The following is an 18,272-nucleotide window of genomic DNA, read 5'->3' as shown; positions in this document are numbered from 1 at the left end:
AATTCAGGCGAGGTGGAGGGCGCTGACCGCGAGGTCGATCGCCTTGATGCCGATGAAGGGGACGATCACCCCGCCGAGGCCGTATACCAGCAGGTTCCGGCGCAGCAGCGAGGCGGCGCCGACGGGCCGGTAGGCGACGCCCTTCAGGGCGAGGGGGATCAGCGCGATGATGATGACCGCGTTGAAGATGATCGCGGACAGGATGGCGCTCTGCGGCGAGGCGAGGCCCATCACGTTAAGGGCCTGAAGCTGCGGGTAGAGCGTCAGGAACATCGCCGGGATGATGGCGAAGTACTTCGCCACGTCGTTGGCGATGGAGAAGGTGGTGAGCGCGCCGCGCGTCATCAGTAACTGCTTGCCGATGCCGACGATCTCGATGAGCTTCGTCGGGTCGCTGTCGAGATCGACCATGTTGCCGGCCTCGCGGGCGGCCACCGTGCCGGTGTTCATGGCGACGCCGACATCGGCCTGGGCGAGCGCCGGGGCGTCGTTGGTGCCGTCGCCGCACATGGCGACGAGCTTGCCCTCGGCCTGCTCCCGGCGGATCAGCGCCAGCTTGTCCTCCGGCGTCGCCTGGGCGAGGAAATCGTCCACCCCCGCCTCGGCGGCGATGGCGGCGGCGGTCATGGGGTTGTCGCCGGTGATCATCACCGTGCGGATGCCCATGCGGCGCAGTTCGGCGAAGCGCTCGCGGATGCCGCCCTTCACGATGTCCTTGAGATAGACGACGCCCAGCAGGCGGCCATCGCGCGCCACCGCCAGCGGCGTGCCGCCGGCCTTGGCGATCTCCTCCGCGATGGCGCGGATCTCGCTGGCCGCTGCCGGCTCGGTTTCCGCGACGGCGAGCGCGCTCGAACCGCGCCCCTGGAGCGGGCGGCCGGTGAGCGAGGCGATCACCGCCTCCACCGCTCCCTTTCGGATCGCGGAGCCCTGCAGGTCCACGCCCGACATCCGCGACTGCGCCGTAAACGGCACGAAGGTGGCGTTGAGGCTTCCCATGTCGCGGGCGCGGATGCCGTACTTCTCCTTGGCGAGCACGACGATGGAGCGGCCCTCCGGCGTCTCGTCGGCCAGCGAGGCGAGTTGCGCCGCGTCGGCCAGATCCTGCTCCGAGACGCCCCGGATCGGCCGGAACTCGGTGGCCTGCCGGTTGCCGAGGGTGATCGTGCCGGTCTTGTCGAGGAGGAGCGTGTCGACGTCGCCCGCCGCCTCCACGGCGCGGCCCGACATGGCGAGCACGTTGAAGCGCACCAGCCTGTCCATGCCTGCGATGCCGATGGCCGAAAGCAGGGCGCCGATGGTCGTGGGGATGAGCGTCACGAACAGCGCGACGAGGACCACGACGGGGATCGAGCCGCCGGCATAGCTCGCGAAGCTCGGGATCGTTGCCACCGCGAAGACGAAAACCAGGGTGAGCCCGGCGAGCAGGATGTTCAGGGCGATCTCGTTCGGCGTCTTCTGCCGGGAGGCGCCTTCCACCAGGGCGATCATGCGGTCCACGAAGGTGGAGCCCGCCGCCGCCGTGATGCGCACGGTGATCTCGTCGGACAGGACCTGCGTGCCGCCCGTCACCGCCGAGCGGTCGCCGCCGGATTCGCGGATGACGGGGGCGGATTCGCCGGTGATGGCCGCCTCGTTCACGGAGGCGACGCCGGCCACCACCTCGCCGTCGGAGGGAATGAGGTCGCCCGCCTCCACCAGCACGAGATCGCCGACCTTCAGCGAGGTGCCGGGCACGGTCTCGTAGGCGCGGCCGGTGCCGGTCAGGCGCTTGGCCGTCATCTCGGTGCGGGTGCGCCGCAGGGAATCGGCCTGCGCCTTGCCCCGGCCTTCGGCGAGCGCCTCCGCGAAGTTCGCGAAGAGCAGGGTGAACCACAGCCACAGGACGATCTGGCCGGTGAAGGCGAGGTTCGCCCCCCCGGCGATCAGATCGCGCAGAAAGAGGATCGTAGTGAGGGCGGCGACCACCTCGACCACGAACATGACCGGGTTGCGGATCATGGCACGGGGATCGAGTTTGGCGAGGGCGCCGAGGAGCGCCGGCCCCACGAGGGCCGCGCTGAACAGGGAGGATGTCGGGCGAGACATGGGAGATGTCCGAATGGGGATGGGATGACGGCGGCGGGCGGTCAGCCGCCCGTGCCGAAGGTCTGGCCGGCGGCGCCCGCGAGGTGTTCGACCACCGGGCCGAGCGCGAGGGACGGGAAGAAGGTCAGCCCGCCGATGATGAGCACCACGCCGACCAGCAGGCCGACGAACAGCCCGCCATGGGTCGGGAAGGTGCCGGCGGAGGCAGGCACCGTCTTCTTGGCGGCGAGCGAGCCCGCGATGGCAAGCGCCGGGATCTTCACGAAGAACCGGCCGACCAGCATCGCGATGCCGAGCGTCGAGTTGTAGAACAGCGTGTTCGCCGTCAGCCCGCCGAAGGCCGAGCCGTTGTTCGCCGCCGCCGAGGTGTAGGCGTAGAGGATCTCGGAGAACCCGTGCGGGCCGGCATTGGCCGGGCCTGCGAGCCCCGCCGGCAGCACCGCCGCCACCGCCGTGAAGCCGAGCATCATCAGCGGCAGGCAGAGGATGCCGAGCATGGCCATCTTCACCTCCTTCGCCTCGATCTTCTTGCCGAGGTATTCGGGGGTGCGTCCGACCATCAGTCCCGCGACGAAGATCGCGATGAGCACGAAGATCAGCATGCCATAGAGCCCGGCGCCGACGCCGCCGACGATGACCTCGCCGAGCTGCATGTTGATGAGCGGGATCAGGCCGCCGAGCGCCGTGAACGAATCGTGCATGGCGTTCACCGCGCCGCAGGAGGCGGCGGTGGTGATCACGGCGAAGAGCGCCGAGGTCGCGATACCGAAGCGGGTCTCCTTGCCCTCCATGTTGCCTCCGGTCAGGCCCAGCCCGTTCAGCACGGAACTGCCCTGCGCCTCGGCCCAGTAGGTGACGGCGACGCCGGCCACGAACAGCACGCCCATGGCGGCGAGGATCGCCCAGCCCTGGCGCTCGTCCCCGACCATCCGGCCGAACACGTTGGTGAGCGCGGCGCCGATCGCGAAGATCGAGACCATCTGCACGAAGTTCGAGAGGGCGGTGGGGTTCTCGAAGGGATGCGCGGCGTTGGCATTGAAGAACCCGCCCCCGTTCGTGCCGAGCATCTTGATCGCCACCTGGCTCGCCACGGGGCCGAGCGCGATGCTCTGCTTGGCGCCTTCCAGCGTCGTCGCATCGACGGAGGCGCCCAGCGTCTGCGGGATGCCCTGCCAGACCAGGAACAGCGCGTAGACGACACAGAGCGGCAACAGCACGTAGAGGGTCGCGCGGGTGACATCGACCCAGAACGAACCGAGCGTGCGCGACGAGGCGCGGCTGAAGCCGCGGATCATCGCCACCGCCACGGCGATGCCGGTGGCCGCCGAGAGGAAGTTCTGGTGCGTCAGCCCCAGCATCTGCGACAGGTACGAGAGCGTGGTCTCGCCGCCGTAGGATTGCCAGTTGGTGTTGGTGATGAAGCTCGTCGACGTGTTGAAGGCGAGGTCGGGCGCCACCTCCCCCTGCCCCGCCGGGTTCAGCGGCAGCAGCGCCTGCAACCGCAGGATCGCGTAAAGCAGGAGGAAGCCCAGCACATGGAACACGACGAGGGCGCCGGCATAGCCGAGCCATGTCTGTTCCTGTCGGGCATCGAGGCCCGCCACTCGATAGAGTCCGCGCTCGACGGGTCCGAGGACGGGCGAGAGAAGGGTGCGCTCCCCACCGAAGACGCGGGTCATGTAGAAGCCCAAGGGCTTCACGAGCGCCAGCACGACCGCGCAGAACAGCGCGATCTGGATCCAGCCGTTGGTTGTCATGGGGTGAAGTCCGTGCCGCCGCTCAGAACCGCTCGGGGCGGACGAGGGCGTAGGTGAGGTAGACGAGGAGGCCGGCGGTCACGAGGGCGCCGAGGGCGAGGTCGAGGGTCATCGCCGCCCCCTCACAGGCGCTCGCACAGGGCGGCATAGCCGGCGCTGGCGGCGAAGAAGGCGAGGCCTCCGGCGACGAAGATCAGGTCGAGCATGGTGTGCGGTCCGGTCGGCGGGCTCATCCCGCCGCCTCGGATCATCTCAGCCTCCGCGTGAGGGTTCGAGAGGGGCCGCAGCCCATCCGCATAAGGATCGTATCAGGATCGATGAAACAGGCCCGTGCCTGGGGCGTTCATGACGGCAACACACTCGAAAACGAGGTTCTACCCGCCATGACGAAGACGTTTGCCGCCACTGCTGGCCTGTTTCTGCTCGGCACCAGCCTCGCCTTTGCCCAGACCACGGGCGACATGAAGGACATGAAGGAGTGGCAGGTCGCCAAGACCGCAAAGGTGGCCCTGCCGCAGGCGATCAGCACTGCCGAGATGCAGGGTGAGGAGAAGGGCGGCCGCGCCATCGACGCCGACTTCGAGAAGGCCGACAGCAAGGACCCGGTGCATTACGCCGTGAAGGTCGTCTACCCGAGCGGAAAGCTCGTGGAATACGGCATCAACGCCGACACCGGCGCGGTCTACAAGACCGAGAACCAGCCGATCGAGCGCTACTTCACCTTCCTCACCACGAAGAACTTCAACGAGGCGAAGACGACCCTGAAGGACGCACTCGCCATCGCGGAGCAGAAGGCCGGCGGCGGCAAGGCCTACGAGGCCGAGGTGTCGAAGGACAGCAAGGCCGTGCAGTACGAGATCAAGGTCGCGGGTGCCGACAAGGAGCAGACCGTGAAGGTCGGGCCGGACGGCAAGGTGGTCGACTAATCGTCCAATACGCGGCCCCGGACCAGCGCCGGGGCCGCTTTCGTCTCGATCGGAATCAGCCGTTCGTCCCCTTCCGCGTGTAGGTGCCAGTGAACGGCTGGCTCTGGTTGTTCGTGGCGGTGCAGGCGTATTTTACCTGCCCCGGCCCTTCGGTCCGCAGCTTCAGCACGCCCTTGCCGTTGCGCTTCACCAGATAGCCCTTCTCGCTCGCCACGTGGACGAGATCGCCGTCCGCGTGCTCGACGAGGCCGTTCGAGAATTGGCCCGGAATGGTCAGCGTCACATCGGCGTTGGCCTGGCTGACGACGTTCAGGGCGATGTTGGTGTTGGCGGGCACGAGCAGTTCGGCCGGCGCGCAGACCGGCTTCCCGTCCTGCAATGTGATCGACAATTCGATGGGCGGCGTGGCATCGCTGGCCGGCGGCGGCAGGGGCTTGCCCTGTGCGAAGGCCGTGGCGGGCAGGAGGCTCAGGGCCAGCCCGAGGGCGGTCGCCGGTCTCAATCGCATCGTCTCAGAACTCCGTCCGCTTGAGTGCGGTCCCCCGGACAAGGGAGGGCCGCCCGGCCGGTTCCTCGGCGCGTCAACTCGCCCGCGACGGGCTCAGCTCCGGCGCATGCGTAGCGCGGTCGGGAGGATCGTCGCGTGCCACCGCCCGTCGTCGCTCGGGGTGAAAGGCTGATCGGTGGGGATGCGATAGACTGTATTGATCGAGCGCGCGTCGTAGGCCGGGACGAAGGCGGCCCTCGCCGGGGCCGGATGACGCCGCTTCAGGGCTGCAATGTGCAGCGCCCGGCGCTTGGCGAGCATCGCCGTCCTCCACCGGGCGCGCGCCGCAAGCCGCAGCCTCTCGCGGCGATTGTGCTTGGCGTAGCGCTTCTTCAACTGAACGAACCGGCGCGGCGTCGCCGCCGTGCGGACGGCCGCCTTCACCGTCTCCAGCTTCGCTTCGGCGACTGGCGTGCTGCCCGGCTTCTCGTAGCTCGAAGGAGCGACGCGGTTCGCGGCCGTGATGCAGCCGGAACAGATCGAGGCCGAGAGCCGGCCCCACATCTTCTCCTGTTTGTCGATGAAGGTCGTGTCCTTTGCCTCGACGGCGGCACGCCCGGCAGTCTGAGATTGCTTGTTCGCCCCTGCGGCCTGGACCACGTCGAGCGAGGGCGTCACCACGGCCATCGTGACGACGGCGGCGGTCACTGAGCGAATCACACGGTGCAAGGCTCGCTCCAGGCATAGCTACGATTTCTTAAGCTTTGTCCGGCTGGCGGCTCGTAGGCAAGTCCTTCCGAATACGTACAAGCATAATTATTCAATCCAAACCTGTTGTCGCTCCGGCAATAGTGATGGAACCAAATCGCGCCGAGCCTTAAAAGGCGTTTTCGACCACCTCTCGCACCGAGGAGAGGCACGGGTTGGCGTCGCCCCGCCGCGAGGCCAAGTGCAGTTCCGGCTGCGCCGAGGCCGGCAACCGGATGGCGCGTAGGGTGACGTTCGCCACCCGGATGCTGCGGGCGCCGTCCGGCACGAGGGCGACGCCGAGCCCGGCGCCGACCAGAGCCAGCATCGCGTGGACCTGATTCACCCGCTGCACCACGCGGGGCTGGACCTCGCCGCCCTCGAACAGCGCAGCGAGCAGGTCGATGAAGTAGCGTCCGCCCCGGGGCGACCATGTCACGAACGGCTCGCCGTCGAGATCGGCCAGGGTCGGCGCCCGGCCGAGGGCGAGGCGATGGCCCTGCGGCACCGCGAGGATCAGGCGTTCCCGCGTGAGCGGCACCGCCTCGATGGCGCTCTCCGAGAGGGCCGGCGACGGGCGCAGCAGCGCGAGGTCGATCCGGTTGCCCTCCAGCGCCTGGATCTGCTCGCCGGACACCATCTCCTCTAGGGCGAGGTCGATCTCCGGCAGCCGGTCGCGCAGATGCGTCACGAGGCGGGGGAGGATGCGGTAGGCCGAGGCGGCGGTGAAGCCGAGTCGGATCATCCCGCTCTCGCCACGGGCGGCGCGGCGGGTGACGCGCTCCGCGTTCTCCGCTGCCGCGATCACCCGGTAGGCTTCGGCCACGAAGGTGCGGCCGGCGGGCGTCAGCCGCACCGCGCGGGTGGTCCGTTCGAGCAGCGTCACCCCCAGCGTCTGCTCCAGCATTTGGATTTGCCGGGAGAGGGGCGATTGCGTCAGGTTCAGTCGCGCGGCGGCGCGGCCGAAATGCAGCTCCTCGGCCACCGCGACGAAACTGCGGGCGTGTCCCAGATCGAACATTGATGCAGCATCCGGGATAATCAATCCAAAATCAACGTTGGACGCGACAATTAGGGAGCCCTACCCAGAGTTCAGACGCCCGAACGGCGCGAATCATGGGAGATGACGATGGCGCGGATGAACCCAGCGGAGATGGCTAAGCAGCTGGGCTCCGGCCTGCTGTCGTTCCCGGTCACGCATTTCCGCGACGACTTCAGCTTCGACGAAGCGGCCTACCGCGACAACCTTTCCCGCCTCGCCGATTACAAGGTTTCCGGCCTGTTCGCGGCCGGCGGCACGGGCGAGTTCTTCTCCCTGACCCCCGCCGAGATCGACCGGGTGCTGCGCGCCTGCATCGAGGAGACCCGCGGCCGTACGCCGGTCATCGCCCCCGCCGGCCAGGGCACGGCGCTCGCGGTCGAGATGGCCCAGGCCGCCGAGGCGGCCGGCGCCGACGGCATCCTCCTCCTGCCGCCCTACCTCGTCGGCTCCGAGCAGGCCGGCCTCGCCGCCCATATCGAGGCGGTGTGCAAGGCGACCAAGCTCGGCATCATCGTCTACAACCGCGCCAACGCGCAGCTGAACGAGACCACCCTCGCCGGCCTGTGTGAGCGCAACCCGAACCTCGTGGGCTTCAAGGACGGCGTCGGCGACGTCGAGCTGATGACCCGCGTCTATGCCGGCCTCGGTGATCGCCTGACCTATGTCGGCGGCCTGCCCACCGCCGAAACCTTCGCCTTGCCCTACCTGGAAATGGGCGTGACCACCTATTCCTCGGCGATCTTCAACTTCCTGCCGGAATGGGCGCTGTCGTTCTACGACTCGGTGCGCCGCCGGGACCGCGACGCGGTCTATGCCGAACTGAAGGCCTTCGTCCTCCCCTACATCGCGATCCGCAACCGCAAGCGCGGCTACGCCGTGTCGATCGTGAAGGCCGGCATGACCGCCGTGGGCCGCCACGCGGGCCCCGTGCGCTCGCCGCTCACCGACCTCGATGCCGGCGAACTGGCCGAGCTGAAGGCCCTGATCGGCGACCGCCGCTGACCATCCGGGGGCGGTGACGCCGCCCCTATCCAAGACGACACGCCGGCCAACGGCGGAGAACGATGCGTCCGAAAACGGGCGCGGCCACCCGGGAGAACGCCCATGGACGTGACGACCACCACCGCTGCGGCGGACGCGGCTGCCCCCTCGGGAGTCAAGCGCGGCCGCGTGCGCCTCCTGATCGCGCTGATGCTCTTCATGGCGACCGCGATCAATTACGCCGACCGGGCGACGATCTCGATCGCCGGGCCGGACATGGCCAAGGAACTCGGCCTCTCGCCCATCCAGATGGGCTACGTCTTTTCCGCCTTCGCGTGGTCCTACGTGCTGGCGCAGATCCCCGGCGGTTGGCTGCTGGACCGGTTCGGCGTGAAGTGGGTCTACGCCGCCTCCATCGCCGTATGGTCGGGCTTCACCCTGATCCAGGGCGCCGTCGGGTTCTTCACCGGCCTCACCGCCGTCATCATGCTCTTCGCGTTGCGCCTCCTCGTGGGGTTCAGCGAGGCGCCCGCCTTCCCGGCCAACGCCCGCATCGTCGCGGCATGGTTCCCGGCGCGCGAACGCGGCATGGCCTCGGCCTTCTTCAACTCGGCGCAGTACTTCGCGACCGTACTGTTCACGCCCCTCATGGCTTGGATCGTCCACACCTACTCCTGGCACCACGTCTTCACCGTGATGGGCATGCTCGGCGTCGCCTTCGCGCTGCTGTGGCTGAAGGTGGTCTACGGGCCGGAGAACCACCCGATGGTGGGCCGCGCCGAGCGCGACTACATCCGTCAAGGCGGTGGCCTGATGGTGATGGACGGCGCCCGCTCCGGCGGGGCCGGCGAGGCGGGGCGTACCCTGAAGCAGCTACTGTCGAACCGGATGCTCCTCGGCATCTACTTCGGCCAGTACTTCATCACCGTGCTCACCTACTTCTTCCTCACATGGTTCCCCGTCTACCTCGTGAAGGAGCGCGGCCTCTCGATCCTGCAAGCGGGCTTCGCGGCGGTGCTGCCGGCCCTCTGTGGCTTCATCGGCGGCATCCTCGGTGGCTTCATCTCGGACGTGCTGCTGCGCCGGGGTTACTCGCTCACCGCCGCCCGGAAGATCCCGATCGTCGCCGGCATGCTGGTCTCGATGGCGATCATCGGCTGCAACTACGTCCAGGCCGACGCCCTCGTGGTCGGGCTGATGGCGCTGGCCTTCTTCGGCAAGGGCGTCGGGGCGCTGGGCTGGGCTGTGGTGGCCGATACCTCGCCCAAGGAAAGCGGCGGCCTCTCCGGCGGCCTGTTCAACACCTTCGGCAACACCGCCGGCATCACGACGCCGATTATCATCGGCTACATCGTCCAGCAGACCGGCTCGTTCAACGGCGCCCTGGTGTTCGTCGGTGCCAACGCCCTCGCCGCGGTGTTCTGCTACCTCGTCGTCGTCGGCCAGATCCGTCGCGTCGAGCTGAAGGCCCAGCCCTGAAAGCCCCGGGCCCGCTCCTCGGGGCGGGCCTCCCTCTCCGAACACTAAAAACGCATCCAGGGAGGCAGACCATGCCGTTCGAACAGACCCAGCACGCCGCCCGCAACACCCCCGTCATCACCGACATGAAGGTGGTGCCCGTCGCCGGCCGCGACAGCATGCTGCTGAACCTCTCGGGCGCGCACGGCCCGTTCTTCACCCGCAACCTCGTCGTGCTCACCGACTCGACCGGCGCGACCGGCCTCGGTGAAGTCCCCGGCGGCGTGGGCATCCGGGGGGTGCTGGAAGAGGCGCGGAGCCTCATCGTCGGCAAGACGCTCGGCGCCTGGAACGCCGTCCTCAATACGATGCGCAGCCACTTCGCGGACCGGGATGCCGGCGGTCGCGGCCTCCAGACCTTCGACCTGCGCATCACGATCCACGCCGTCACGGCGGTGGAATCCGCCTTCCTCGACCTGCTCGGACAATACCTGAACGTGCCGGTGGCCGCGCTCCTCGGTGAAGGCCAGCAGCGCGATGCGGTCGAGATGCTCGGCTACCTGTTCTACGTCGGCGACCGCCGCCGCACCGACCTGCCCTACCGCGAGCCCGAGGCCCGCGACGGCTGGTTCCGCCTGCGCGACGAGGAGGCCCTGACGCCCGAGACCGTCGCCCGCCTCGCCGAGGCCGCGCACGAGGCCTACGGCTTCAACGACTTCAAGCTGAAGGGCGGTGTGCTGGCGGGCGAAGCCGAGATGGAGGCCGTCACCGCGATCAAGCGGCGCTTCCCGCAGGCCCGCGTGACCCTCGATCCGAACGGCGCGTGGTCGTTGAACGAGGCCATCGCCCTGTGCAAGGGCAAGGGCGACATTCTCGCCTATGCCGAGGACCCGTGCGGCGCCGAGGGCGGCTTCTCCGGCCGCGAGGTGATGGCCGAGTTCCGCCGGGCCACCGACCTGCCCACCGCCACCAACATGATCGCCACCGATTGGCGCCAGATGCGCCACGCGATCCAGCTCGGTTCGGTCGACATCCCCCTCGCCGACCCCCATTTCTGGACCATGGCCGGTGCGGTGCGCGTCGCGCAGCTCTGCCGCGACCACGACCTCACCTGGGGATCGCACTCGAACAACCACTTCGACGTGTCGCTCGCCATGTTCACCCACGCCGCCGCCGCCGCGCCGGGCCGCGTGACCGCCATCGACACCCATTGGATCTGGCAGGACGGGCAGCGGTTGACCCGGGATCCCCTGCGGATCCGCAACGGGCTCGTGCAGGTCCCCGAGCGGCCGGGCCTCGGCATCGAGATCGATTGGGACGAGGTCGAGACCGCGCACCAACTCTACAAGCAGCACGGCCTCGGCGCCCGCGACGACGCCGCCGCGATGCAGGCCCTGATCCCGGGCTGGACCTTCGACAACAAGCGCCCCTGCCTCGTCCGCTGAGGCGGGGCCCCTTCAGGCGCGATGGAGAACATGATGACCCTCACCGGACGCAGCATCATCGGCGGCCAAGCGGCGGGCGAAGGCGATAGCTTCCGCGCGGTCGAGGCGGCCACAGGCCGCGAAATCGAGCCGGTCTTCCACGCCGCCTCGGCAAATGAGGTCGCGCGCGCCTGCGCCCTTGCCGACGACGCCTTCGACACGTTCCGCGAGATCACGCCGGAGCGCCGCGCCGCCTTCCTCGACACTATCGCCCAGGCGATCCTCGACATCGGCGACGACCTCATCGTCCGCTGCATGGCGGAAAGTGGCCTGCCCCGCCCCCGCCTCGAAGGCGAGCGCGGCCGCACGGTCGGCCAGTTGCGCCTGTTCGCCAGCGTCCTGCGCGAAGGCAGCTACCTCTCCGCGCGGATCGACCCCGCCCTGCCCGACCGGAAGCCCCTGCCCCGGCCGGACCTGCGCCTGCGCGCCATCGCCGTCGGCCCCGTCGCCGTGTTCGGCGCCTCGAACTTCCCGCTCGCCTTCTCCGTGGCCGGGGGTGACACCGCCTCGGCGCTGGGCGCCGGCTGCCCCGTGGTCGCCAAGGCGCACCCGGCCCATCCCGGCACGTCGGAACTCGTCGGCCGCGCCATCACCAAGGCCGTGGCCGCATGTGACCTGCCGAAGGGCGTGTTCTCGCTGCTGTTCGACAACGGCATCGAGGTCGGCAAACGCCTCGTCTCCGATCCGCGCATCGCCGCCGTGGGCTTCACCGGCTCGCGCACGGGCGGCACGGCGCTGATGAAGCTCGCCGCCTCGCGACCCGTGCCGATCCCTGTCTATGCCGAGATGAGCTCGATCAATCCCGTGATCCTGTTGTCCCGTGCCCTGGAGGCTCGCGGGGCGGAGATCGGCAAGGCCTTCGTCGGCGCGCTCACCCTCGGATCCGGCCAGTTCTGCACCAATCCTGGCCTCATCCTCGCGGTCGAGGGCCAGGGCCTCGACGCCTTCCTCGCTGGCGCCGCGCAGGCGCTCGAAGGGGTCGGGGCGCAGACCATGCTGACGCCCGGCATTCACAAGGCCTATTGCGCCGGGGTCGCCGCGCTCGAATCCAACGCGGCCGTCACGCGCATCGCGCAGGGTCAGGCCGGCGGCGAGACGCAGGGGCGCGCGACGCTGTTTGCCACCGACGCCGGCTCCTTCCTCGCGGACCACAAGTTTGCCGAGGAAGTGTTCGGCGCCGCCTCCCTCGTCGTGCGCTGCCGAGACCTAAGCGAGATCCGGGCGGTCCTCGGAAGGCTCGAAGGCCAGCTGACGGCGGCCCTGCACATGGACGAAGGCGACCACGACACCGCCCGCACCCTGCTTCCGGTGCTGGAACGGAAGGTCGGCCGCATCCTTGTCAACGGCTTCGGCACGGGTGTCGAGGTCGGCCACGCCATGGTGCATGGCGGGCCGTACCCGGCGACCTCCGATGGGCGCACCACCTCGGTGGGCAGCCTCGCCATCGACCGATTCCTGCGGCCGGTCTGCTACCAAGACCTGCCCGACGCCCTGCTGCCGCCCGAACTGCGGCAGGCCAACCCGCTGAACGTGCCGCGCACGATCGACGGCCGCAAAAACACCTAAGCAGAGGGACGAGACGACGATGGCGACGCCGAGCGACGTGTCCGCACCAGAGCGGCCCTCCCGCCTGCCGGGGGATGCCCCGCGCACGATCCGTGTCCACCCGGACGACAATGTCGCCATCGTCGTGAACGCCTTCGGCCTGCCGGCGGGGACCACCCTGCCGGAGGGCATCACCCTCCGTGAATTCGTGCCGCAGGGCCACAAAGTGGCGCTCACCGACATCGCCAAGGGCGGTGCCGTGCGCCGCTACGGCGAGATCGTCGGGCTCGCCATCGAGGCGATCCCCCAGGGGAGCTGGGTGGAGGAATCCCGGGTCGAGACCCCGGCGGCGCCGGACCTCGACACGCTCGACATGACGATCCGTCCGCCCGCGCCGCTGCCACCTCTCGACGGTTACACGTTCGAGGGGTTTCGCAACCCGGACGGCACGGTCGGCACCAAGAACATCCTCGCCATCTCCACGAGCGTGCAGTGCGTGGCGGGCACGCTCGACGTGGCGATCCGCAAGATCAAGGAAGAGCTGCTGCCGCGCTTCCCGAACGTCGATGACGTGGTCGGGCTCACCCATACCTACGGCTGCGGCGTCGCGATCAGCGCCCCCGAGGCGCATATCCCGATCCGCACGCTGCAGAACATCGCCCGCAACCCGAACTTCGGCGGCGAGGTGATGGTGGTCGGCCTCGGCTGCGAGAAGCTCGTCTCCGAGCGGCTCCTGCCGGATGCCACCCAGACCGGCGCCGTGACGCGGCTTCAGGACGAGCACCATGCCGGCTTCGGCATGATGATCGACACGATCATGACCATGGCCGAGCAGCGCCTCGAGGTGCTGAACCGGCGCCGCCGTGAGACCTGTTCCGTGTCCGACCTCGTGGTCGGCCTGCAATGCGGCGGCAGCGACGCCTTCTCCGGCGTGACCGCAAACCCCGCCATGGGCATCTGCGCCGATCTGCTCGTGCGCTGCGGCGCGACTGTGCTGTTCTCCGAGGTGACGGAGGTTCGCGACGCGATCCACCTCCTCACCCCCCGTGCCGCCACGCCGGAGGTGGCGCAGGCATTGGTGCGGGAGATGGCGTGGTACGACGACTACCTCGCCAAGGGCGGCGCCGACCGCCGGGCGAACCCCTCCCCCGGCAACAAGAAGGGCGGGCTCAACAACATCGTGGAGAAGGCGCTGGGCTCCGTCGCCAAATCCGGCGCGAGCCCGATCAGCGGGGTTCTGGCGCCCGGCGAGCGCGTGAGGGAGAAGGGTCTGATCTTCGCGGCGACGCCTGCCAGCGACTTCGTGTGTGGGACGCTGCAACTCGCCTCGGGCATCACGCTCCAAGTGTTCTCCACCGGCCGGGGCACGCCCTACGGCCTTGCGCAGGCGCCGGTCATCAAGGTCGCCACCCGCACCGAACTCGCCGAGCGCTGGTCTGACCTCATCGACTTCGACGCGGGCCGCGTGGCGACCGGCGAGCGGACCCTCGAAGAAGCGGGTCACGACCTGTTCGAGCTGATCCTCGACGTCGCCAGCGGGCGCAAGCGCCCGTGGTCCGACCGTTGGGGCCTCTACAACGACCTCGCGCTGTTCAACCCCGCCCCCGTGACCTGACGCAGGTCAGTTGACCTTGCGGCTCACCTTCCGCATCGCCGTCTGACCCTGCGCAATGGCCCGCCCGACGGCCATCAGGAAGGCATCGACGGCCTTGCGCAGGGGCGAGCCCTCCTGCTCGCCGAGTTCGTCGATCTCCTGCCGGGCCCGCAGTGCCAACACGGCGACCTGATCGAGGGAGGGGACATTCTCGTTCGGCGCGAAGAAGAGCGCCCGGTCTTCCATCTGCCCGTCGAGCTTGCTCTCAGTGATGTCGATGACGATGCCACGGCCCGTCATTGCCTCGCCGCCCTCGGTTCGCTCGTAGCGGCCCCGCGCCAGAACCCACCGCACATTATTCGGTGAAGGCCGCGTGCGGTATTCAATCACGAACAGACCGCCCACCTCGCGGACACTGTTCAACTTGTCGTAGAGCGTGGCGCGATCTTCCGCCACGACGTTGCGCACGTAATGCGCCAGCGGCAGACCTTCCGCGGCCTGAAGTGGATCGACTCCGAACAGAGCGGCCAAAGTGGCGTCACCCCGCGTCCGGTCTTTCGCGAAATCCGTTTCCCACACACCGACTTGCGATGCACTGAGCGCATCGGGGACAAAGGAGAGCACAGGTTGAGATGTGGGCTCCGACATGCTCGTTCGCCTCGGCGGCTCGATACTAGCAAGTGTTAAAGGATGGAGCGGAGCCCGAGTTCCCGGTGTGATCACGCCCGGAACGAAAGGGCGCAGCTGCGCACTACGACCTGTAGTTGCATTCGTGGACGGGCTCGATGATGGCATACCGTGAGGCCTGACATCCGTGTCCGCTGCCGATGCGGTGGGTTGGGCCTCCTCAGCCAGTTACGGTCCTGGCTCTGTCGTCTCAACGCTTTCGAGTTCTGAAACATTCTTCCCCCACGATACGCGAAGAGTGTCGAGATCCCCGCCCGTGACCCGCGAGACCTTGAACGAAAAGGTAAAGCGCCACCTCGCACGGCGCGTGGTGACCCGCCGGGTCCCGCTTGCCCTCGACCGCGCGACCGTGAGCTTCACCTTCGACGACATCGCCGATTCGGCGGCCCGGGACGGCGCGCGTATCCTGGAGGACCGGGGCGTGCGCGGGACGTTCTATGTCTGCGGCGGTCTCGCCGGCGCCGCGTGGGATCTCTATCCCCTCGCCGGCCTTGCGACGGTGGCGGACCTCGCCCGGCGCGGCCACGAGATCGGCTGCCACACGGCCACTCATCCGAACGGTGCGATCACCGGGGTTGAACGCTACCTCAGCGACGTCGAAGAGAACGCCCGCATCCTGGCGCCGGTGATCGGGCAGCCGCTCTCGACCTTCGCCTATCCCTACGGGGCAATCGGGTTGCCGCAGAAGCTGGCGCTGCAACGACGCTTCCTCGCGTGCCGGGGCATCCATGGAGGCCCGATGAGCCGGCGTGCCGACAGGGGCCGGCTCGAAGCCGTCGCCTTGGAGAATGCTAGCATCGGCGAAGCCGGCATCGATGCGGTGCTGGACGAGGCCGTCGCGCGGGGGGCGTGGCTCGTCTTCTACGCGCATGACGTGGCGGACCGGCCGACCCGCTTCGGGGTGACGCCGGAGCGTCTGGCCTACGCTGTGGACGGAGCGCTCGCGCGGGGCTGCCGGGTCGAGACCGTCGTCGGGCTTCTCGGTAACGGTGCATCCGCCCCCGACATGCGGCCGGCCGCCAGATGAGTGATCCCAGCATGACGACGCAGCGGGCCGAAGCGGAGACCTATACGGTCGCCTATGACGGCAGGGGTGCCCGGCCATCCGATGAGCCGGTCGTCGTCATTTGCGTCCTGACCCTGCGGCGGCCCGACCACCTCGCCGTCACCCTGCGCTCGCTCAAGGCACAGGATTACAGGCGTCCCTTTGCTTGCGTCGTCGCCGACAACGACCCCAACGGCCGCGCAGGTGCCGAGCGGGCCGAGGCGATGATCCGCGCGGGCGAGATCGACGGGGTCGCCGTCGTCGTCTCGCAGCCGGGCCATTGTTCGGCCTGCAACGGCGCCTTCGCGGCGGCGCGGGACCTCTATCCCGGCACGGCCCTCGTCGCGATGATCGACGATGACGAGATCGCCGAGCCCGATTGGCTGCGCCGAATCGTGGAGGCGCAGGAACGCTCCGGCGCCGATCTCGTCGGCGGACCCGTCCTCCCGCAATTCGAAAGGCCGGATGCCGGCCGGTTCGCCAATCACCCGGTGTTCAAGCCGTATTACATCGCGCCCGGCCCGGTGCGGTTCCTCTACGGCAGCGGCAACTTCGTGATGCGCGCGGCGGTGCTGGACCGACTGGGGCAGCCCTATCTCGATCCGGTCTTCGATTTCGTCGGCGGCGGCGATCTCGACTTCTTCAAGCGCGCCCGCGATGCCGGCTTCTCGGCCTATTTCGAACCGGCGGCGCGGGCGGTCGAGACCGTCCCGGCGAGCCGGACGACCCTGCGCTGGGTGATCGCGCGCAGTCTGCGCTATGGCGCGATCAATTACATGATCGAGCACAAGAACGCGCGGAGCCCGACGGAGCGGCTACGCATCTGGCTCAAGAGCGGGGCGCTTCTCGGCGTCGGACTGATCCGCGCGATGTCGCGGCTCGCGACGTCCCGCGATCTCCTCATCGCCGCCCATCCGATGCTGGAGGCCATCGGGCGGGTGACGGCGCAGGCCGGGTTGCGGCCCGAGCAGTATCGCCATCGCGGAGCGCGCCCGTCGTGAAGGGCGATGTCGCCACGAGGGCCTCGAGCGTCGATCTCGATCTCGCGAGGCGGTCGGGTCTGTTCATCGCCACCCTGTCGGTGTTCTGGATCACCCTCGACCCGCTGAAGGACCTGTCGAGCGGCGCGGTCCTGAAGACGAGCGAGTCGTCCGACCTGCTGAACCAGATCCTGTACCTGACGCTGTTCGGCCTCAGCGTGTGGCAGCTCATGGAGATGGGATGGCGCCGGATCCTGCCCCTGGCTCATCCGGCCTATGGGGCGGTCCTGGCGTGGTTCCTGGTGGATTGCGCCTTCGCCGTCTATCCAGGGATCGCGGTGCGCCGGCTGATCCTGACCGTCATCGTTATGGGGATCGTCGGCTCGCTACTGCTGTTGCCCCGCGACCGCCGGCAATTCGAGAGCTGGCTCGGCGGCGTCGCCCTGATGGTCGTGATCCTCTGTTTTCTCGCCGTCCTGCTGGTGCCGCATCTGGCCGTGCACCAGAGCGATGCCGCCATGGAGGTGAACCTCGCCGGTTCGTGGCGCGGGCTCTACGACCACAAGTCCCGCACCGGCCCGATGATGGTGGTGTTCCTGCTGATCGGGATCTACTTGACCACGCAAAGGCGCCTCGTCCTGGGGCCGAGCCTCGTGGTGCTGGCGACCACCTTCCTGGCCTTCACCGGCGCGAAGCAGCCCCAGGCCCTCGTCCCCTTCGTCCTCGTGTGGTCGTATCTCGGGCTGCGCATTCCGTCGCTGCGGATGCTTCTGGCGCTGTGTCTGGTGCCGCTGGCGCTGTACCTGACCTTCACCGTCGGATCGGCCGTCCTCCCGGGGATCGCCGCGATCAACGACTGGATCATGAGCGATCCGACCTTCACGAACCGCACCGGGATCTGGAGCTTCGCCATCGACCAGTTCCGGGAGCGCCCCCTGTTCGGCTACGGCTTCCTCGGGTTCTGGAACACCGATTACGCCCGCTATTCGGTCGATGACGCGAGCAACCCCTGGGCGGCCACCGCCTCCCACTCCCACGATTCCTACCTCGATCTCGCCCTCACCACCGGCATTCCCGGCCTCCTCCTCGCGTGTGGGGCGTTAATCGTCCTGCCGATCCTGGATTTCGCCCGCTCTCGGGCCATCCCGGAAAACCGCGATCTGGCGCTGCTGTTCTTCCAGATCTGGCTGTTCGCCGTCTTCCTCGGCTCCATGGAAACGCTGTTCTTCCAGCGGGACGAAGCGTTCTGGGTCGCCTTCCTGATCGCAATCTTCGGCCTGCGTTTCCTGGCCGGTCATCGCATCAAGGCCTGACCGAGCGAGAGACGCCGAAAGCCTGTGGCACCCGCTTTGTAGGAATGCCGGGCGGATATTTTGTTTAATATGACAGCTCAGATAATGTCTTCGGTTATTATTACGGAGACTTCGTTACATCCCTGGGGATGCTATCAA

The 18,272-nt window shown here is 68.4% G+C and carries 16 protein-coding genes; 9 read left to right on the top strand and 7 right to left on the bottom strand.

What is annotated here, in order from left to right; translation table 11 throughout:
• Positions 1-3: 3 nt before the first annotated feature.
• From kdpB to MKK52_RS16365, 3 genes are read right to left on the bottom strand one after another with little or no spacing between them, the layout of a single operon-like run.
• Positions 4-2,088 carry a potassium-transporting ATPase subunit KdpB gene (kdpB, locus tag MKK52_RS16375; protein ID WP_243955589.1) on the bottom strand — a complete coding sequence of 695 codons (2,085 nt, stop codon included), beginning with the start codon at positions 2,086-2,088 and terminating at the stop codon, positions 4-6.
• A 41-nt stretch (positions 2,089-2,129) separates the two neighbouring features.
• Complete coding sequence (gene kdpA, locus MKK52_RS16370; protein ID WP_243955587.1) at positions 2,130-3,845, bottom strand: potassium-transporting ATPase subunit KdpA; 1,716 nt, start codon at positions 3,843-3,845, stop codon at positions 2,130-2,132.
• Between the two features lie 22 nt (positions 3,846-3,867).
• Positions 3,868-3,957: a K(+)-transporting ATPase subunit F gene (locus MKK52_RS16365; RefSeq protein ID WP_017484418.1), complete on the bottom strand. Its 90-nt coding sequence runs from the start codon at positions 3,955-3,957 to the stop codon at positions 3,868-3,870.
• A gap of 271 nt (positions 3,958-4,228) precedes the next feature.
• Between MKK52_RS16365 and MKK52_RS16360 the strand changes: the two genes are divergently transcribed.
• A complete protein-coding gene (locus MKK52_RS16360) occupies positions 4,229-4,771 on the top strand; it encodes a PepSY domain-containing protein (RefSeq protein WP_243955585.1) in 543 nt (180 codons plus the stop codon).
• Positions 4,772-4,826: 55 nt separating this feature from the next.
• Here the strand turns inward: MKK52_RS16360 and MKK52_RS16355 are convergent, their stop codons facing one another.
• From MKK52_RS16355 to MKK52_RS16345, 3 genes are all read right to left on the bottom strand, one after another.
• Complete coding sequence (locus MKK52_RS16355) at positions 4,827-5,279, bottom strand: cupredoxin domain-containing protein (protein ID WP_243955584.1); 453 nt, start codon at positions 5,277-5,279, stop codon at positions 4,827-4,829.
• A gap of 93 nt (positions 5,280-5,372) precedes the next feature.
• Positions 5,373-5,966: a hypothetical protein gene (locus tag MKK52_RS16350; RefSeq protein ID WP_243955583.1), complete on the bottom strand. Its 594-nt coding sequence runs from the start codon at positions 5,964-5,966 to the stop codon at positions 5,373-5,375.
• A 169-nt stretch (positions 5,967-6,135) separates the two neighbouring features.
• Positions 6,136-7,026 (bottom strand): LysR family transcriptional regulator, encoded by an 891-nt coding sequence (locus MKK52_RS16345; RefSeq protein WP_243955582.1) that lies wholly within the window; start codon positions 7,024-7,026, stop codon positions 6,136-6,138.
• Between the two features lie 108 nt (positions 7,027-7,134).
• On the opposite strand from MKK52_RS16345, the gene kdgD reads away from it, so the two are divergent.
• From kdgD to garD, 5 genes are all read left to right on the top strand, one after another.
• The gene (gene kdgD / locus MKK52_RS16340; RefSeq protein WP_243955581.1) at positions 7,135-8,049 is read left to right on the top strand and encodes a 5-dehydro-4-deoxyglucarate dehydratase; all 915 of its coding nucleotides are present in this window, start codon (positions 7,135-7,137) and stop codon (positions 8,047-8,049) included.
• Between the two features lie 102 nt (positions 8,050-8,151).
• A complete protein-coding gene (locus MKK52_RS16335) occupies positions 8,152-9,507 on the top strand; it encodes an MFS transporter (protein WP_279597867.1) in 1,356 nt (451 codons plus the stop codon).
• Positions 9,508-9,578: 71 nt separating this feature from the next.
• Positions 9,579-10,931 (top strand): glucarate dehydratase, encoded by a 1,353-nt coding sequence (gene gudD / locus MKK52_RS16330; RefSeq protein ID WP_243955580.1) that lies wholly within the window; start codon positions 9,579-9,581, stop codon positions 10,929-10,931.
• Between the two features lie 33 nt (positions 10,932-10,964).
• On the top strand, positions 10,965-12,536 hold the full coding sequence (locus MKK52_RS16325; RefSeq protein WP_243955873.1) for an aldehyde dehydrogenase (NADP(+)): 1,572 nt from the start codon (positions 10,965-10,967) through the stop codon (positions 12,534-12,536).
• A gap of 19 nt (positions 12,537-12,555) precedes the next feature.
• Positions 12,556-14,130 (top strand): galactarate dehydratase, encoded by a 1,575-nt coding sequence (gene garD, locus MKK52_RS16320; RefSeq protein ID WP_243955579.1) that lies wholly within the window; start codon positions 12,556-12,558, stop codon positions 14,128-14,130.
• A 6-nt stretch (positions 14,131-14,136) separates the two neighbouring features.
• Here the strand turns inward: garD and MKK52_RS16315 are convergent, their stop codons facing one another.
• Positions 14,137-14,640: a diguanylate cyclase gene (locus MKK52_RS16315; RefSeq protein ID WP_243955577.1), complete on the bottom strand. Its 504-nt coding sequence runs from the start codon at positions 14,638-14,640 to the stop codon at positions 14,137-14,139.
• Positions 14,641-15,052: 412 nt separating this feature from the next.
• Here MKK52_RS16315 and MKK52_RS16310 point away from each other — a divergent pair, with 412 nt between their 5' ends.
• The 3 genes from MKK52_RS16310 to MKK52_RS27140 are packed head-to-tail and all read left to right on the top strand — an operon-like array spanning position 15,053 to position 18,134.
• The gene (locus MKK52_RS16310; protein WP_243955575.1) at positions 15,053-15,823 is read left to right on the top strand and encodes a polysaccharide deacetylase family protein; all 771 of its coding nucleotides are present in this window, start codon (positions 15,053-15,055) and stop codon (positions 15,821-15,823) included.
• An 11-nt stretch (positions 15,824-15,834) separates the two neighbouring features.
• Positions 15,835-16,842 carry a glycosyltransferase family 2 protein gene (locus MKK52_RS16305; RefSeq protein ID WP_243955573.1) on the top strand — a complete coding sequence of 336 codons (1,008 nt, stop codon included), beginning with the start codon at positions 15,835-15,837 and terminating at the stop codon, positions 16,840-16,842.
• Complete coding sequence (locus tag MKK52_RS27140) at positions 16,839-18,134, top strand: O-antigen ligase family protein (protein ID WP_243955567.1); 1,296 nt, start codon at positions 16,839-16,841, stop codon at positions 18,132-18,134. Before MKK52_RS16305 ends, MKK52_RS27140 begins: the two co-directional genes overlap by 4 nt.
• Positions 18,135-18,272 lie beyond the last annotated feature (138 nt).

Source organism: Methylobacterium sp. J-067, assembly GCF_022829465.1.
In the GTDB taxonomy this organism is placed as follows: Bacteria; Pseudomonadota; Alphaproteobacteria; order Rhizobiales; family Beijerinckiaceae; genus Methylobacterium; species Methylobacterium litchii.
This window is presented reverse-complemented; position numbering and strand designations above follow the sequence as displayed.

Bases quoted from the DNA above. Each gene is read 5' to 3' on its own strand.
- kdpB (WP_243955589.1), bottom strand. From the start codon at position 2,088: ATGTCTCGCCCGACATCCTCCCTGTTCAGCGCGGCCCTCGTGGGGCCG.
- kdpA (WP_243955587.1), bottom strand. From the start codon at position 3,845: ATGACAACCAACGGCTGGATCCAGATCGCGCTGTTCTGCGCGGTCGTG.
- MKK52_RS16365 (WP_017484418.1), bottom strand. From the start codon at position 3,957: ATGACCCTCGACCTCGCCCTCGGCGCCCTCGTGACCGCCGGCCTCCTC.
- MKK52_RS16360 (WP_243955585.1), top strand. From the start codon at position 4,229: ATGACGAAGACGTTTGCCGCCACTGCTGGCCTGTTTCTGCTCGGCACC.
- MKK52_RS16355 (WP_243955584.1), bottom strand. From the start codon at position 5,279: ATGCGATTGAGACCGGCGACCGCCCTCGGGCTGGCCCTGAGCCTCCTG.
- MKK52_RS16345 (WP_243955582.1), bottom strand. From the start codon at position 7,026: ATGTTCGATCTGGGACACGCCCGCAGTTTCGTCGCGGTGGCCGAGGAG.
- kdgD (WP_243955581.1), top strand. From the start codon at position 7,135: ATGGCGCGGATGAACCCAGCGGAGATGGCTAAGCAGCTGGGCTCCGGC.
- MKK52_RS16335 (WP_279597867.1), top strand. From the start codon at position 8,152: ATGGACGTGACGACCACCACCGCTGCGGCGGACGCGGCTGCCCCCTCG.
- gudD (WP_243955580.1), top strand. From the start codon at position 9,579: ATGCCGTTCGAACAGACCCAGCACGCCGCCCGCAACACCCCCGTCATC.
- MKK52_RS16325 (WP_243955873.1), top strand. From the start codon at position 10,965: ATGACCCTCACCGGACGCAGCATCATCGGCGGCCAAGCGGCGGGCGAA.
- garD (WP_243955579.1), top strand. From the start codon at position 12,556: ATGGCGACGCCGAGCGACGTGTCCGCACCAGAGCGGCCCTCCCGCCTG.
- MKK52_RS16305 (WP_243955573.1), top strand. From the start codon at position 15,835: ATGACGACGCAGCGGGCCGAAGCGGAGACCTATACGGTCGCCTATGAC.